The sequence below is a fragment of the Chelativorans multitrophicus genome (assembly GCF_011317445.1).
GTDB classification, from domain to species: domain Bacteria; phylum Pseudomonadota; class Alphaproteobacteria; order Rhizobiales; family Rhizobiaceae; genus Chelativorans; species Chelativorans multitrophicus.
Window position 1 is genome coordinate 437,059 of record NZ_JAAAPL010000003.1, and the last position, 14,870, is coordinate 451,928.

A 14,870-nucleotide genomic window follows, 5' to 3' on the forward strand; every position below is an offset into this window, starting at 1 on the left:
TCTTACGAGCCTGCCAGCTTTGCAGCAACTGCCTCGATGCGCTCGGCGATTTGAGCGAGGGCACCCGTCAGCGCAGCATCATTTTGGTCTGCCTTAAGCAGTGCATCGTCGCGCGTCTTTCGCAACGTCGCAATCTCGCTTTCGAGGCCGCGCATCCGCCTCTGCAGCTCAGAAAGCTCGTCCATGACCATGATGCCCGCCATAACGGTGACGCGCTGATCGCCGATCTCGCCAAAGGAGTCCTTCAGATGGGCGACATAGCGGTCGAACCGTTGCGCGAGGTCCACGAGGTGTTCTTCCTGGCCCTCTTCACAAGCCATACGATATGCCTTGCCGTCGATCGTTACTGTAACTTGGGCCATATTTCTACCGATCCAGAACGGCGCGGATCGTTTCCATCGCCGCTACCAGCCTGCGCGATACTTCGCGATTGACTTCCGAAAGCCGTTCCGCCCGCGCCTCGGATTTGTCGATCTCCTGCGCCAGGCGCGCACGATCGGCGCCCATCCGCTGCACTTCGGCTTCGGCTTCAGAGAAATCGCGTTCTCGCTCAAGCCTGGCGTCAGACGCAGCCTCCAGGCTGTCGATGGCCTTTCCGAGGCGTATGAGAACTTCTCTCAGCGTGGCTTCCCCACTCATCGCAAACATCCCCGGCCGCCCCCGCCCGCGAATAACGCGCAATCAGAAGATTTTACCCGCAAAAGATTACGCGGTGGGTGAATCACCCGTCAACATGCCGGACGGTCAAATCCCCCGGTTTGCTGGCCAAGAGAAGAGGTTTCTCGAAAAATGGAGGCTGGTAAGGGGCGAACCTTTCCGATGTGCGGCTGTTTATTGACTTGAGCAACGCAACTGCTATGTGTCGCCTGCTTTTGCGGGCGCGAGCCCCGCCAGTGCCCGACAGACCGCAGCCGACCCAGCGAGCGCACATGATCTCACGCGAAAAACACGACCGGATGGCGAATGCGATCCGTTTCCTTTCGATGGATGCCGTCGAAAAGGCCAAGTCCGGACATCCGGGCCTTCCCATGGGGACGGCTGACATTGCGACAGTCCTTTTCACGCGGTTCATGAAACATGACCCGAAGACGCCCCATTGGCCGGATCGCGATCGCTTCGTCCTTTCGGCGGGCCACGGCTCGATGCTGCTTTACTCGCTGCTCCACCTGCTGGGCTACGAGGACATCACAATCGAGGAAATCAAGAATTTCCGCCAGCTCGGCTCGCGTACGGCAGGTCATCCCGAATATGGCTTCGCTGCCGGCATCGAGACGACGACCGGCCCTCTCGGCCAGGGCTTCGGCAATGCCGTGGGCATGGCGATCGCCGAGCGTCTGCTCAACGCCCGCTACGGTGACGACCTTGTCAATCACTTTACCTATGCCCTGGTAGGCGATGGCTGTCTGATGGAAGGCATCAGCCAGGAGGCCTTGACGCTCGCCGGCCACCTCAGGCTCAACAAGCTAATCGTCCTCTTCGACGATAACCATATCTCCATTGACGGCCCTGTCTCGCTTGCCGATTCCACCGATCAGTGCGCGCGCTTTGCCGCTTCGGGCTGGAATACGCTGCGCGCCGACGGGCATGATCCCGACGCGATCGCTTCGGCCATCGAGACTGCGCGCCAGTCCGATCGGCCGACGCTGATCGCCTTCCGCACCACTATCGGCTACGGCTCGCCGAGCAAAGCCGGCACGAACAAGGTGCATGGCTCTCCTCTCGGCGCCGACGAGATCGCCAAGACACGCTCAGCTCTCGGCTGGGATTCACCCCCCTTTGTTGTACCGTCTGAGGTTCTAGACGACTGGCGGCTGGCCGGCCTTCGCTCGGCCAAAGAGCGTGGCTCGTGGGAAAAGCGCCTTGCCGCCGCCGATACCGAGACGCGCGCGCAGTTCGAGCGGCGCATGCGCGGCGATCTCCCGGCGGCCTTTCCGGGCGTCATCGTCGATTACAAGAAAAAGCTGGCGCAGCAGAATACCGCCGTTGCTACCCGAAACGCTTCCGAGATGGCGCTTGAGGTGATCAACGATTGTATTCCCGAGACGGTGGGTGGCTCCGCCGACCTGACTGGCTCCAACAACACCAAAACGAGCCAGACGACTCCAATCACGCCTACGGACTTTTCAGGCCGCTACATACATTTCGGCATTCGCGAGCACGCGATGGCGGCCGCCATGAACGGAATTGCCTTGCATGGCGGTTTGATCCCTTACGGCGGCACCTTTCTGACTTTCTCCGATTATGCCCGGCCGGCCATGCGGCTTGCTTCCTTGATGCATATTCGTTCCATCTTCGTCATGACGCACGATTCCATCGGTCTCGGCGAGGACGGCCCAACGCATCAACCGGTCGAGCATCTGGCTGCCCTGCGCGCTATCCCGAATCACAATGTTTTCCGTCCCGCGGATGCTACGGAAACCGCTGAATGCTGGCAGCTTGCCCTTGAATCGAGGAAGACGCCCTCCACCATCGCCTTGACGCGCCAGAAACTTCAGCCCGTGCGCCTTGAATTCGAGGAGGAGAACCTGTGTGCCCGCGGAGCTTACGAACTTCTGCCCGCCAGCGACGAAGCGAAGGTGACAATCTTCGCCAGCGGCTCGGAAGTGGAAATCGCCGTAAAGGCTCGTGTCATGCTCGAAGAGCGGGGATACCCCACGCGCGTCGTCTCGGTGCCCTGTTTCGAGCTGTTTGAAGAGCAGTCGCAGGATTATCAGCGGGCGATTCTTGGTGATGCTCCGGTGCGGATTGCCATTGAGGCCGGCGTGCGGCAGGGTTGGGATCGCTTTATTGGCGTCGATGGCATCTTCATCGGCATGCACGGCTTTGGTGCCAGCGGACCCGCGCCCGAGCTCTACCAGCATTTCGGCATCACCGCCGAAGCTGCTGTTGAGGCGGTGGAGGCGCGACTGCCCGATTGAGAAATTTGCGCCGGGAGGCGCAGTCGGTTTTTTAGCGGACGCCGCCGCGAAATCGGCGTCCAGCTATGCTTCCATGTATCGTGTCACGCTCGCCGGAGGTAGTTCATGACTGTCAAAGTAGCCGTAAACGGATTTGGCCGCATCGGCCGCAACATCGTACGCGCCATCTATGAGTCGGGCCGCAAGGATATCGACGTTGTGGCCGTCAACGACCTCGGGCCCGTTGAGAGCAACGCCCATCTGTTGCGCTATGACAGCGTGCATGGCCGCTTTCCCGGCGAAGTGAAGGTCGAGGGCGATAGCATCAGCATCGGCGCCGACTCCTTCAAGGTGCTCGCAGAACGCGATCCCTCCAAGCTGCCGTGGAAGGATCTCGGCGTGGACATCGTGCTCGAGTGCACGGGCCTCTTCACGTCCAAGGACAAAGCTTCTGCGCATCTTGCCGCTGGTGCCAAGCGTGTGCTCGTCTCCGCACCGGCGGATGGCGCCGACATTACGGTGGTCTATGGCGTGAACCACGACAAGATTACCAAGGACCATGTCGTCCTTTCCAACGCCTCCTGCACCACCAACTGCCTGGCGCCGGTGGCCAAGGTGCTGAATGACGCCTTCGGCATCGAGAAGGGCTTCATGACCACCGTGCATTCCTATACGGGCGATCAGCCGACGCTGGACACGATGCACAAGGATCTTTACCGCGCCCGCGCGGCAGCCCTGTCGATGATCCCAACATCAACCGGTGCTGCAAAAGCTGTCGGTCTCGTCCTGCCAGAACTCAATGGAAAACTCGACGGCGTATCGATCCGCGTTCCCACGCCGAATGTCTCGGTCATCGATTTCAAATTTGTGCCGAAGCGCAAAGTCACGGTTCAGGAGGTGAATGAGGCCCTCGTTGCCGCGGCCACCGAGGGTCCGCTGAAAGGCGTCCTTGCCTACACGAAGGAGCCGCTGGTCTCGTCCGATTTCAACCACGATCCAGCCTCCTCCACCTTCGCGCTCGACCAAACCAAGGTAATCGATGGCGATCTGGTGCGGGTCATGTCCTGGTATGACAACGAGTGGGGCTTCTCAAATCGCATGGCCGATGTCACGGCGGTCATCGCAAATACGCTCCGCTGATAAACGGAACTGTTTTTTGTTAGAGGCCCGGCTCTCCGCCGGGCCTTTTTATTTCTGCAACAGCTTGCGCAATCATATAGTTTTACCGCACTTTAGCCGCATGACACGTCTTAGAGAGGTCTATGGATCCGACCATCTATTTGATAACACTCGTTGGCACCGCGCTTGTCCTCATCGCGGCCTTTTCAAGCCTAATAGCGTTTCGCTTTGGCGCACCCCTCCTTCTCATCTTTCTTGGAATCGGATTGGCGGCCGGAACGGACGGCTTTGGCGGCATCGATTTCGACAACGCTCCTATCGCCTTCTTTATTGGCTCCCTTGCTCTTGCGGTGATCCTATTCGATTCCGGTTTCGGCACGAGCTTTGCCAGTTTCCGTTCGGCATCCGCGCCAGCCATCGTCTTGGCCACGGTCGGCGTCATCGCAACCACGGGCCTTATTGCGGTCGCCAGCCACTATGTGGCGGGATTCGCTTGGCTTGAGTCGTTCCTGCTGGGCGCGGCAGTGGCCTCTACGGACGCGGCTGCGGTGTTCTTCCTCTTGCGTGTCGGTAATATATCAGTGCGAGACCGGGTCCGCTCGACCCTTGAGGTGGAGTCGGGCTCCAACGACCCGATGGCCATCTTCCTTACGCTTTCGCTCGTGAGCCTCGTCGCTTCCGGTGAGGTTCTCGAGCCGGGCGCACTCGCTGGAGAAATCGTTCTGGGATTTCTCCAGCAGATGGTTATCGGCCTCGTTGTCGGTCTGCTCGGCGGATATCTCATTGTGCGCCTGGTTCTGCGGCTTCGCCTGGAACAGGGGCTCCTCCCTATCTTCGTCCTGGCGCTGTCCCTCCTTGTCTTTGCGCTTACGGGAGCCATAGGCGGTTCCGGGTTTCTTGCGGTCTATGTGGCCGGTATGGTCGCCGGCAATGCTCGCATGCGCTCCACAGGGATGCTGAAGCGCTTCCAGGATGGCGTGACATGGCTGGCGCAGATCATCATGTTCCTGGTGCTCGGCCTTTTTGCAACGCCATCCCAGTTCGCCGATATTCTGTTGCCAGCTCTTTTCATTGGCTTGTTCCTTATCTTCGTCGCCCGTCCAGTTGCGGTGGCGCTCTGCCTTGCGCCCTTTCGTTTCACCAAAGCGGAGACGGCCTTCATTTCCTGGGTAGGTCTGCGCGGAGCTGTTTCCATCCTGCTTGCACTCCTGCCGATCTTGCAGGAGGTCGAGAACGGGCGGGCCATCTTCAACATCGTCTTTATAGTGGTGCTTGTGTCGCTGGTCCTGCAGGGCTGGAGCATCGGCCCGGTTGCGCGCCGGCTCGGCATGATCCTGCCACCGCGCATCGGCCCTGTGGACAAGGTGGAATTGGAACTGCCGGGTTCGGCCCATCATGAGCTCCTCGCCTACCGCGTCGTGGCGGGAAGTCCTGTCGAGCGCGGCGAGCGCATTCCGCGCTGGGCACGCCCGTCTCTCGTGGTGCGCGACGGCCGTTCGATGGCGTATCAATATGCAGGCCGGCTGATGGCCGGCGACCGCGTGTATATTTTTGTGCCGGACCGCTATCCGCGACTTCTCGATCGCCTCTTCGCAAGCCCCACCGATGTCGATCCAGAGGACGCCGATTTCTTCGGCGCTTTCGCGGTGGATCCGAAAAGGCCGATGGCCGATATCGAGGCAGCTTATGCATTGGGGCTGAGTGAGGAAGACCAAGCGCTTCTTATCAGCGATTTCGTGCGCATGCGCTTGGGCGGGCGCGCGGAATATGGTGACCGGGTGCCGCTCGGTAGTGTGGAACTCATCGTGCGCGACGTTGATGAAAATGGCCATATCACCTCCATCGGCCTCTCCGTCGATCCGCCGCTGCGGCCGCCTCAGGTGCCGGTTTTCATTAGTGCCGGTGAGGCGCTGAGCCGCCTTTGGGGCTTTTTTCAGCGCCGCCGAAAACCGGGTCGTTCGGCCACGAAAGCAGAGGAAGGCATTCAGGAGTAAATCCCGCCTTGCGTGATGCCGGGCGGGCTGTATTTTCCCGCGCGTTGCCAGTTCGAGGAGAGCAAGTCATGGCCGGTTTCAAGACATTGGACGATTTGAAGGATGTAGCGGGAAAGCGTGTGCTTCTGCGCGTGGACTTGAATGTGCCGGTAAAGGATGGGGAGGTTACGGACACGACCCGCATCGAGCGTGTTGCGCCGACCATTACGGAGCTTTCCGACAAGGGTGCCAAGGTTATCTTGCTTGCCCATTTCGGTCGGCCCAAGGGCAAGCCGGATGCAGAGGCTTCTCTACAGCCGATTGCACATGCGGTGGAAGCAGTCCTCGATCGGCGCGTCCACTTCGCATCCAGCTGCATAGGCGAACCGGCGAAGAAGGCCGTGGACGAAATGACGGGCGGGGACATCCTGCTTCTGGAAAACACCCGCTTTCACGCGGGCGAGGAAAAGAACGACCCGGAATTTACGAAGGCGCTCGCGGCAAATGGCGACATCTATGTCAACGATGCCTTTTCTGCCGCCCATCGCGCGCATGCCTCGACGGAAGGGCTGGCGCATCTCCTTCCCGCTTATGCGGGACGCACCATCCAGGCGGAGCTCGAAGCTCTCCAGCGCGGTCTTGGAGATCCGAAACGCCCTGTGGTGGCGATCGTCGGCGGCGCGAAAGTCTCCACCAAAATCGATCTGCTCACCAATCTCGTGAAGAAGGTCGACTGTCTCGTTATCGGAGGCGGGATGGCCAACACCTTCCTTGCAGCGCGCGGCACTTCCGTCGGCAAGTCGTTATGCGAGCACGATCTTAGGGAAACAGCCAAACAGATCATGATCGATGCGGCTGAGGCCGGCTGTGCGATCATCCTGCCAGTCGACGCGGTGGTGGCACGGAAATTCGAAGCTGGGGCGGAAACCGAGACGGTCGACATCGACGCCGTGCCGGAAGATGCTATGATCCTCGATGTCGGGCCGAAGTCGGTCGAAAAGGTGAAAGAGTGGCTGGACCGGGCCGACACGCTGGTTTGGAATGGGCCTCTCGGCGCTTTCGAGCTTTCGCCTTTCGACAAGGCTACCATGGAGGTAGCAAAGTATGCCGCCCGGCGAACCCGTGAGAGCCTCCTGGTGTCGGTCGCAGGCGGCGGCGATACGGTAGCAGCACTCAACCAGGCGGATGTGTCTGATGACTTCAGCTATGTCTCGACCGCCGGTGGCGCTTTCCTTGAGTGGATGGAAGGCAAGGACCTTCCGGGCGTTGCAGCGCTTCAGAAGTGAGTCGTTGCGCCGGGGAAATAATTCTTTACATTTCAATCGATTAGGGAGCTTTGTCCGGCATTCCGTTTTTTTGAGCCATCTGATATTCGGCATGTGTTCACACAGGAGGCAAGAATGAGCGAGAGGCTGGAAGATATAGCGGCCCGGATGGTGGCCGACGGCAAAGGGATTCTCGCGGCGGACGAAAGCAGCGGCACGATCAAGAAGCGCTTCGACTCGATCGGCCTCGAATCGACCGCAGACAACCGCCGCGACTATCGCGAGATGTTGTTTCGCGCCGACGAGGCCATGCGGAACTCCATTTCGGGCGTTATTCTCTACGATGAGACCCTGCGCCAGCAGGCGAAGGACGGAACGCCCCTCGTGGAGATCATCAGCCGTTCCGGCGCGGTGCCGGGGATTAAAGTGGATGCAGGCGCCAAGCCGCTGGCAGGCTTCCCGGGCGAGACCATTACGGAGGGCCTCGATGGTCTGCGCGAGCGCCTGAAGGAATATTACGAACTTGGCGCACGCTTCGCAAAGTGGCGCGGCGTGATCGCTGTTTCCGACGATCTTCCGACCTGGGGTTCGGTGAAGCAGAACGCGCAAGCGCTGGCTCGCTACGCCGCCCTTTGCCAGGAAGCCGGGATTGTACCGATCGTGGAGCCGGAAGTGCTGATGGACGGCACGCCCGCAACCCACTCCATCGATCGGTGCTACGAGGTTACCGAGTGGGTGCTGAAGACGGTCTTCACCGAGCTGTTCGATGCCCGTGTCGCGCTCGAAGGCATGGTGTTGAAGCCGAATATGGTTATTGACGGCAAGAACGCGCGCAAGGCGTCACGGGAGGAGGTGGCTGAAAAGACCGTTCGCTGCCTCAAGGCGACCGTTCCTGCGGCGGTGCCGGGTATCGCCTTCCTCTCAGGCGGCCAGTCCGACGAAGAGGCGACGGCGCATCTCTCTCTCATGAATGCATCCCACTCGATGCCATGGAAGCTGACCTTCTCTTACGGGCGTGCTCTGCAGGCCGCGGCACTCAAGGCTTGGGGCGGCAAAAGCGAGAATGTCGCTGCTGGCCAGCGCGCCTTTGCGCACCGCGCGCGTATGAATGCTCTCGCCGCTCGAGGTGACTGGAAGCAAGAGCTGGAAGTGGCTGCTTAAAGGTCGCGGCAGGCGGCTGGGCAGCCGGCCGCCTGCCTAGCCACGGAGATGGCTCAAGCCAACCGTTGCCGCCATCGCAGCGAGCGCGATTATCGCGAGTTTCCAAAAATCGCGACGCTGTTTTAGGCCGGGCAGCCCGAGCGGCCGGATGATGTGCAGAATCATGGCGGCCACGATCAACAGTGATAGAATCTTGGTCATTTGTAGGCCGGCAGATAGCGATCACGGGGTTTGATCCTATTTCCAGCGCCCTGTCAAAGAGCGTTGTTACTCTCGTAAGTCGGATTCGCGGATCGGCTCGCCCAAAATGGCACCCTTGATGTTGCCGCGGACGTGAGAGCGCCGTTGCCCTAAAGGAATGCTTGACCGGGCGTCGCGGCAAGACCAGTTTTCTCGGGGCAAGGCTAAGGAGTGGTGCCATGGCTCTGGACGGGAAAACGGCGGTTGTCACAGGCGGGGCCGGCGGGATCGGCTATGCCGTTGCGGAGCGGTTTTTGCGAGAAGGCATGCGCGTCGTAATCGCCGATATTGACGGAGAAAAGGGCACCCGTTCACTGAAGAGCCTTGAGAAACTGGGCGAAGCCTGGTTTGCCAAGGCGGACGTCGGGAGGAGCCTGGATGTCCATAATCTGATTGCTTTCACCATTGATGCGCTGGGGGACATTGATGTCCTTGTGAATAATGCCGGGATCGCTCACGGCGCAGACTTCCTCGATCTGAGGGAGGAGGATTTCGATCGCGTTTTGCGCGTGAACCTCAAGGGCGCTTTTCTCGTCGGACAGGCTGCGGCCCGATTTATGGTCGAGAAGGTGCAAAATGGCGGGCCGGCCGGGGCAATCATCAACATGTCCTCCGTCAACGCGGTTTTCGCAATCGCCGATCAGGTGCCCTATTCGATCTCGAAGGGCGGCGTGAACCAGCTCACCAAGGTGATGGCGCTCGCGCTTGCGCCACATGGCATACGGGTCAATGCGATCGGACCCGGCTCCATCATGACCGACATGCTTACGAGCGTTAATGATGATCCAGATGCTCGGGAACGCATTCTCTCGAGAACTCCGCTTGGCCGCATTGGTGATCCTCAAGAGATCGCATCTATTGCAGCATTCCTGGCCTCTGACGAAGCAAGCTATATTACTGGCCAGACAATTTATGCCGATGGTGGACGCTTGCCGCTAAACTACACCGTCTCCGTTCGGTCCGAGGATTAAGCCTTCGCCGCCAAAGCCTCCTGACGAAACGCTGTCATTACGGACCTGAGATAATCCTCCGCGATGAATGATGGAGGTAGAGCTATGGTTGTTGCGAGAAATTCGATCACGCGGACGCTGGAGCGCTGGACGGAAACCTACCGGCAGCGCAAACGCCGCAGGTTTGGGGAGCGGGTAATGAACGAACTGCCTCCGAGCCTGCAGCGGGACATCGACTGGACACCGGGGTGGCCGATGCGTCGCGGCTGATATGAAGAAACGGCTTTCGTAGCGGCAGCGCCAGGCACTTCGCAGCCGCTGTTCGGAAACCTACTGGCCCGAGCGGCTCCGCCGCTTTGAACGGAGCCGCGGCTCCTGACGCAATGCTGTCAGGAGCGCTGTGCGATCATCTTTGAAAATGAGGGAATCTCCAATGTCATCTTTCCTGCCTAATGATGCAGCCGTATGGTTCGAAATACCCGTGACGGATATGGAACGCGCCCGACGCTTTTACGGGGCCGTGTTGCAGAACGACCTTGCGGACATGGAAGGCGGACCCAATCCCATGGCGCGCTTCGCAGCGCGTGACGAGGATTCAGTTGCCGGCCATCTATATCCCGGCAAGCCTGCTCCGGAAGGGACGGGGCCGACCATCCATCTGGCGGTTGCGGCTCCACTGGAGGAAGCCATGGAGCGTGTGGCCGCCAATGGCGGTAGGGTGGTATCACCCATCATCCCTATTCCTGCCGGACGGTTCGTGTATTGTCTCGATCCTGACGGCAACAGCTTCGGGCTCTTTACTTGAGGAGCAGCCTATATGCGGCGCGCCGACCGTCTTTTTCAGATCGTCCAGCATTTGCGTGGCGGCAGGTTGGTGACAGCGCGCATTCTTTCGGAGCGGCTCGAAGTTTCCGAACGCACGATCTATCGCGACATCGCAGACCTGCAATCGACAGGCGTGCCGATCGACGGCGAGGCTGGTGTTGGCTATCTGATGCGCGAAGGCTTCGAGCTGCCGCCGCTGATGTTCACGCGTGATGAGATCGTTGCTCTCGTCGCCGGCGCCCGCATGGTGCGCGCGTTTGGCGGCGCGGCGATGGCTCGCGCAGCTGAAGAGGCGCTGATCAAAATTGGCACCGTATTGCCGCAAAATGAGCGTGATCGGATCTCGCGCACGGAAATCCACACGCCCAATTGGGGAATCAGCGAGGCGGAACGCCAGGCGATCGACGTGATGGAACGAGCCGTGGAGCAGCGCCGCGCGCTTTCGCTCGATTACCGCGATGAGGTGGGCCAGGTTACCCAGCGCGATGTGCGCCCGCTGGGGCTCTGGTTCTGGGGAAAGGTCTGGACGCTTGTCGCCTGCTGCGAGCTGCGCGATGATTTCCGCACCTTCCGCCTTGATCGGATTGTCGCGATGGGGGACGCCGGCCGTGGGTTCAAGCCTGAGCGAGGCAAGCAACTGGCCGATTTTTACCGCCGCATGGAAATGCACGAGATCGGCGGCAATGGGCACGGGTAGGCTGCAACGCCCAAGGAAAAGGGCTGCCCTTTCGGACAGCCCCGTGCATTCCATTCCTTGACGCGGCCAGCGGCTTGAGCAATCACGCCGCGCCGCGCGTCATGCGCTTCAACCGAGAGGCTGCTCCCGGAAAAGGCAATCCGCCGAGGCCACGCTGGAATTGAAATCACTCGACATCGGATCACCTCCTTTCATGTTGTTGCAGTTGCGCCCAATGTGGATGGCAGCAAAAGAATGTGCAAGGGGCCGGGACGTGAAATTTGACTAGCTGCCTGCGCTAGGCTTCCACCGTTCTCTTGTTTTGCCGGTTCTCGACGAGATCTTCTACCACAGCCGGATCGGCGAGCGTCGAGGTATCGCCCAGAGCGCCGAAATCGTCTTCGGCAATCTTGCGCAGGATGCGGCGCATGATCTTGCCGGAGCGCGTCTTGGGCAGGCCGGGCGCAAACTGAATCTTGTCCGGGGTGGCGATGGGTCCGATCTCACGACGCACGTGTTCGACCAGCTCTTTCTTGAGCGCGTCGGACCCCTTCTCGCCTGCCATCAGCGTGACATAGCAGTAGATGCCCTGCCCCTTGATGTCATGCGGATAGCCCACGACCGCCGCCTCTGACACTTTCTGATGTGAGACAAGGGCCGATTCCACCTCGGCTGTCCCCAGCCTGTGGCCGGAGACGTTGAGAACGTCGTCGACTCGGCCGGTGATCCAGTAATACCCGTCCTCATCGCGCCGGCAGCCGTCTCCCGTAAAGTATTTCCCCTTATAGGTGGAAAAATAGGTCTGCACGAAGCGCTCATGATCGCCATAGACCGTGCGCATCTGCCCCGGCCAGGATTCGGCGATACAGAGATTGCCGGAACCGGCACCTTCGATCGGCTTCCCGTCGCCGTCGACAAGCTGCGGCTGGACGCCGAAAAAGGGAAGCGTCGCGGAGCCTGCTTTGAGGTCGATCGCTCCTGGCAACGGCGTGATCATTATGCCGCCCGTTTCGGTTTGCCACCAGGTGTCCACCACAGGAGAGCGTTTCTCCCCCACCACGTTGTAATACCATTCCCAGGCTTCCGGATTGATCGGCTCTCCAACGGAGCCGAGCAAGCGCAAGGATTTGCGCGAAGTTCTGGTGACGAAATGATCGCCGGCGCCCATGAGTGCGCGGATTGCGGTCGGCGCGGTGTAAAAGATGTTGACCTGGTGCTTGTCCACCACCTCCCATAAGCGGGAAGCATCCGGATAGTTCGGCACACCCTCGAACATCAGTGTCGTGGCACCGTTGGCAAGCGGACCGTAGACGATGTAGCTATGGCCGGTCACCCAGCCCACATCGGCCGTGCACCAATAAATGTCGCCATCCTGATAGTCGAACACGTATTGGTGCGTCATGGACGCAAAGACGAGGTACCCGCCCGTCGTGTGGAGCACGCCTTTGGGTTTTCCCGTGGAGCCCGAAGTGTAGAGAATGAAGAGCGGGTCTTCAGCATTCATCGGTTCTGGCTTGCACTGGGTCTTCGCGTCGCGAATTTCCTCATGGTACCAGAGGTCGCGGCCTTCGACCCAATTGATCTTTCCGCCCGTGCGCCGCACCACCAGCACGTGGCGCACCTTGGCGCCTGCCTTCTCGGCGATGGCGATCGCCTTGTCCGTGTTTTCCTTGAGCGGGATCGTCTTGCCGCCGCGCAGGCCCTGATCCGCGGTGATGACGAAATCCGATTTGCCGTCCTCAATGCGGCCGGCAAGCGAATCGGGCGAGAAGCCGCCGAAGACGACCGAGTGGACTGCGCCGATGCGTGCGCAGGCGAGCATGGCATAGGCTGCCTCCGGGATCATCGGCATATAGATGGTCACGCGGTCACCCTTCTTGACGCCGCGCTCCTTCAGCACATTGGCAAGCCGGCAGACATGCTCATAAAGTTGCCGATAGGTGATCTTCCGGTCGTCGTACGGGTTATCGCCTTCCCAGATGATGGCCACCTGGTCTCCGCGTTTCTTCAGGTGCCGATCAATACAATTATGGGCGACATTGGTGAGGCCATCCTCGAACCATTTGATCGACACCTTGCCCCCGAAGGAAGCGTTCTTCACCTTGGTGTAAGGCTTGAACCAGTCGATACGCTTGCCGTGCTTGCCCCAGAACTTATCTGGATCCTTGATGCTGTCCCGGTACCACTTCCTATAGGTTTCGCCGTCGATCAGCGCGCGCTTCTTCCACGCCGCTTTCACACGGTGAATATGCACATCGGACATCTGTTTCCTCCGGTAAGGTCTCGGACCACAGCTTCGTCCTGATTGGACGCCGCGCCTCCTCGTTTCGTCGGGCGCATTATTACCATACTGCGTGAGAGGGCAATATTCGTCGATTTGACAGGATTGTTGCGCTTCCGCAGTGCAGAACGCCTAGTAGCACTCTAGTGCATGTGCTGCTAACATGCTGAAATGCAAGGAACATTCGGTTTCGTGAAGCATTTTTCCACTGGACGGTCAACCCGTCACGATACACACTTGAGACGTAACTGCATTTGAAAGGAAAGAAATGCGGAACACACGCGAGACCGAATTGATGCTGGAAGGCTACGGCCTGACAACCGCGAAGTTTCTGTATCACCTTCCCGATCATCCACATCTGCTCCAGATGTTCGTCTGGCAGCACTATGATGTGGCTCCCAAATTTCCCGCACTGCACCGGTTTATCTCGTTCTGGCGCGATACGCTTGACGGGCCGTTACACTCAGTAATCTACACGCACCGCCAGCTTATCTCTCCGACGGAATGGCGCAATGTCACAGGCGAGTTAGTGCTGCAATAACGTCTCTCAACGGCTGGGTTCATCGGTTTCGCTGGGCTACGAAGCGTGCGGCGTGGCGCAGCACGGCCGCTCTTTCTCCATAGGGCTCAAGCAGACCTTCCGCCTGTGCCACCAAGCCTACAAGCTGCGCGCGTACCCACTCCTCACCGTGCAGGGCAGCGAGAGTGGCCTTGCCGGCTGCGGCGTCCTTCCCGGTCGCCTTGCCCACGGCATCGGCACTTGCCGTAAGGTCCAGCAGATCGTCGGCCAGCTGAAATGCGAGACCGATCGCCGCGCCGAAAGAGGACATCCGCTCGCGATCGGCGCTGCTGGCATCAGCAACAATTGCACCCGCTTCGCAAGCGAACCGAAACAGCGCTCCCGTCTTCATGGCCTGGAGCTGCACAATCCCGACTTCGTCGGGCGGGACCTTCTCGGCCAGCAGATCAAGTGCCTGCCCGCCTGCCATGCCGCCCATGCCCGCCGCTGTGGCCAATTTCACCACCAAATCCGCCCTTATTTCCGGCCGAAGATCCGTTTCCGCGTCGGCGATGATGTCAAAGGCGTATGTGAGCAGACTGTCACCCGCGAGGATGGCCGTTGCTTCATCGAAGGCGCGGTGCACGGTGGGCTGGCCCCGGCGGAGGTCATCATCGTCCATCGCCGGCAGGTCGTCATGAATCAATGAATAGCAGTGCACGCATTCAAGCGCTGCCGCGACGCGCAGGGAGGCCATCCCTTGTGCTTCGAAGAGCGCCGCGCTTTCCAGTACAAGGAATGGCCGGAGCCGCTTGCCCCCGTTCAGTACGCCATGGCGCATCGCCGCCAACAAGTGGCTGGGACGCAGAATTTCCCCCTCGCGCACGCGCTCGTCAAGGAGGTGGCGCAGAAGGTCCTCGACCGATTGCGCGTTCAAGGCCAGCAGGCTTTCGAAGGTGGGGATTGTCATCTCTTCCATTCCGG

Annotated in this window: 15 protein-coding genes; 10 read left to right on the forward strand and 5 right to left on the reverse strand. The window is 59.9% G+C overall.

The annotated features are described in order from the left end of the window. Window positions 1-2: 2 nt before the first annotated feature. Entirely contained in the window at window positions 3-362 is a 360-nt protein-coding gene (locus GNP00_RS16540) for a cell division protein ZapA (protein ID WP_011582754.1), read from the reverse strand. Window positions 363-366: 4 nt separating this feature from the next. After that, window positions 367-639: a DUF4164 domain-containing protein gene (locus tag GNP00_RS16545; protein WP_011582753.1), complete on the reverse strand. Its 273-nt coding sequence runs from the start codon at window positions 637-639 to the stop codon at window positions 367-369. Between the two features lie 290 nt (window positions 640-929). Here GNP00_RS16545 and tkt point away from each other — a divergent pair, with 290 nt between their 5' ends. From tkt to GNP00_RS16570, 5 genes are all read left to right on the forward strand, one after another. Continuing rightward, the gene (gene tkt / locus GNP00_RS16550) at window positions 930-2,918 is read left to right on the forward strand and encodes a transketolase (RefSeq protein ID WP_041544858.1); all 1,989 of its coding nucleotides are present in this window, start codon (window positions 930-932) and stop codon (window positions 2,916-2,918) included. Between the two features lie 105 nt (window positions 2,919-3,023). Beyond that, window positions 3,024-4,037 carry a type I glyceraldehyde-3-phosphate dehydrogenase gene (gap, locus tag GNP00_RS16555; RefSeq protein WP_011582751.1) on the forward strand — a complete coding sequence of 338 codons (1,014 nt, stop codon included), beginning with the start codon at window positions 3,024-3,026 and terminating at the stop codon, window positions 4,035-4,037. Between the two features lie 122 nt (window positions 4,038-4,159). Continuing rightward, entirely contained in the window at window positions 4,160-6,010 is a 1,851-nt protein-coding gene (locus GNP00_RS16560) for a potassium/proton antiporter (protein WP_011582750.1), read from the forward strand. A 68-nt stretch (window positions 6,011-6,078) separates the two neighbouring features. Further along, entirely contained in the window at window positions 6,079-7,275 is a 1,197-nt protein-coding gene (locus GNP00_RS16565) for a phosphoglycerate kinase (RefSeq protein WP_011582749.1), read from the forward strand. A 114-nt stretch (window positions 7,276-7,389) separates the two neighbouring features. Next, on the forward strand, window positions 7,390-8,415 hold the full coding sequence (locus GNP00_RS16570) for a class I fructose-bisphosphate aldolase (protein WP_011582748.1): 1,026 nt from the start codon (window positions 7,390-7,392) through the stop codon (window positions 8,413-8,415). Window positions 8,416-8,451: 36 nt separating this feature from the next. Here the strand turns inward: GNP00_RS16570 and GNP00_RS16575 are convergent, their stop codons facing one another. Then, window positions 8,452-8,616: a hypothetical protein gene (locus GNP00_RS16575; RefSeq protein WP_011582747.1), complete on the reverse strand. Its 165-nt coding sequence runs from the start codon at window positions 8,614-8,616 to the stop codon at window positions 8,452-8,454. Window positions 8,617-8,834: 218 nt separating this feature from the next. Here GNP00_RS16575 and GNP00_RS16580 point away from each other — a divergent pair, with 218 nt between their 5' ends. The 4 genes from GNP00_RS16580 (at window position 8,835) to GNP00_RS16595 (ending at window position 11,127) form a co-directional block, all read left to right on the forward strand. Then, window positions 8,835-9,626 carry an SDR family NAD(P)-dependent oxidoreductase gene (locus tag GNP00_RS16580; RefSeq protein WP_011582746.1) on the forward strand — a complete coding sequence of 264 codons (792 nt, stop codon included), beginning with the start codon at window positions 8,835-8,837 and terminating at the stop codon, window positions 9,624-9,626. An 84-nt stretch (window positions 9,627-9,710) separates the two neighbouring features. Next, a complete protein-coding gene (locus GNP00_RS16585) occupies window positions 9,711-9,875 on the forward strand; it encodes a hypothetical protein (protein WP_157038122.1) in 165 nt (54 codons plus the stop codon). A 163-nt stretch (window positions 9,876-10,038) separates the two neighbouring features. Further along, entirely contained in the window at window positions 10,039-10,410 is a 372-nt protein-coding gene (locus GNP00_RS16590; RefSeq protein WP_011582745.1) for a VOC family protein, read from the forward strand. Window positions 10,411-10,422: 12 nt separating this feature from the next. Further along, window positions 10,423-11,127 carry a helix-turn-helix transcriptional regulator gene (locus tag GNP00_RS16595; protein WP_011582744.1) on the forward strand — a complete coding sequence of 235 codons (705 nt, stop codon included), beginning with the start codon at window positions 10,423-10,425 and terminating at the stop codon, window positions 11,125-11,127. Between the two features lie 277 nt (window positions 11,128-11,404). On the opposite strand, the gene acs is transcribed toward GNP00_RS16595, so the two are convergent. After that, the gene (acs, locus tag GNP00_RS16600; RefSeq protein ID WP_011582743.1) at window positions 11,405-13,369 is read right to left on the reverse strand and encodes an acetate--CoA ligase; all 1,965 of its coding nucleotides are present in this window, start codon (window positions 13,367-13,369) and stop codon (window positions 11,405-11,407) included. A 286-nt stretch (window positions 13,370-13,655) separates the two neighbouring features. Here acs and GNP00_RS16605 point away from each other — a divergent pair, with 286 nt between their 5' ends. Next, window positions 13,656-13,928, forward strand: a complete 273-nt coding sequence (locus GNP00_RS16605; RefSeq protein ID WP_011582742.1) for an usg protein — start codon at window positions 13,656-13,658, stop codon at window positions 13,926-13,928. A gap of 19 nt (window positions 13,929-13,947) precedes the next feature. Here GNP00_RS16605 and GNP00_RS16610 read toward each other — a convergent pair whose 3' ends face one another. Continuing rightward, window positions 13,948-14,865, reverse strand: a complete 918-nt coding sequence (locus GNP00_RS16610; RefSeq protein ID WP_011582741.1) for a polyprenyl synthetase family protein — start codon at window positions 14,863-14,865, stop codon at window positions 13,948-13,950. Window positions 14,866-14,870: the final 5 nt, after the last annotated feature.

Bases quoted from the DNA above. Each gene is read 5' to 3' on its own strand.
- GNP00_RS16540 (WP_011582754.1), bottom strand. From the start codon at position 362: ATGGCCCAAGTTACAGTAACGATCGACGGCAAGGCATATCGTATGGCT.
- GNP00_RS16545 (WP_011582753.1), bottom strand. From the start codon at position 639: ATGAGTGGGGAAGCCACGCTGAGAGAAGTTCTCATACGCCTCGGAAAG.
- tkt (WP_041544858.1), top strand. From the start codon at position 930: ATGATCTCACGCGAAAAACACGACCGGATGGCGAATGCGATCCGTTTC.
- gap (WP_011582751.1), top strand. From the start codon at position 3,024: ATGACTGTCAAAGTAGCCGTAAACGGATTTGGCCGCATCGGCCGCAAC.
- GNP00_RS16560 (WP_011582750.1), top strand. From the start codon at position 4,160: ATGGATCCGACCATCTATTTGATAACACTCGTTGGCACCGCGCTTGTC.
- GNP00_RS16565 (WP_011582749.1), top strand. From the start codon at position 6,079: ATGGCCGGTTTCAAGACATTGGACGATTTGAAGGATGTAGCGGGAAAG.
- GNP00_RS16570 (WP_011582748.1), top strand. From the start codon at position 7,390: ATGAGCGAGAGGCTGGAAGATATAGCGGCCCGGATGGTGGCCGACGGC.
- GNP00_RS16575 (WP_011582747.1), bottom strand. From the start codon at position 8,616: ATGACCAAGATTCTATCACTGTTGATCGTGGCCGCCATGATTCTGCAC.
- GNP00_RS16580 (WP_011582746.1), top strand. From the start codon at position 8,835: ATGGCTCTGGACGGGAAAACGGCGGTTGTCACAGGCGGGGCCGGCGGG.
- GNP00_RS16585 (WP_157038122.1), top strand. From the start codon at position 9,711: ATGGTTGTTGCGAGAAATTCGATCACGCGGACGCTGGAGCGCTGGACG.
- GNP00_RS16590 (WP_011582745.1), top strand. From the start codon at position 10,039: ATGTCATCTTTCCTGCCTAATGATGCAGCCGTATGGTTCGAAATACCC.
- GNP00_RS16595 (WP_011582744.1), top strand. From the start codon at position 10,423: ATGCGGCGCGCCGACCGTCTTTTTCAGATCGTCCAGCATTTGCGTGGC.
- acs (WP_011582743.1), bottom strand. From the start codon at position 13,369: ATGTCCGATGTGCATATTCACCGTGTGAAAGCGGCGTGGAAGAAGCGC.
- GNP00_RS16605 (WP_011582742.1), top strand. From the start codon at position 13,656: ATGCGGAACACACGCGAGACCGAATTGATGCTGGAAGGCTACGGCCTG.
- GNP00_RS16610 (WP_011582741.1), bottom strand. From the start codon at position 14,865: ATGGAAGAGATGACAATCCCCACCTTCGAAAGCCTGCTGGCCTTGAAC.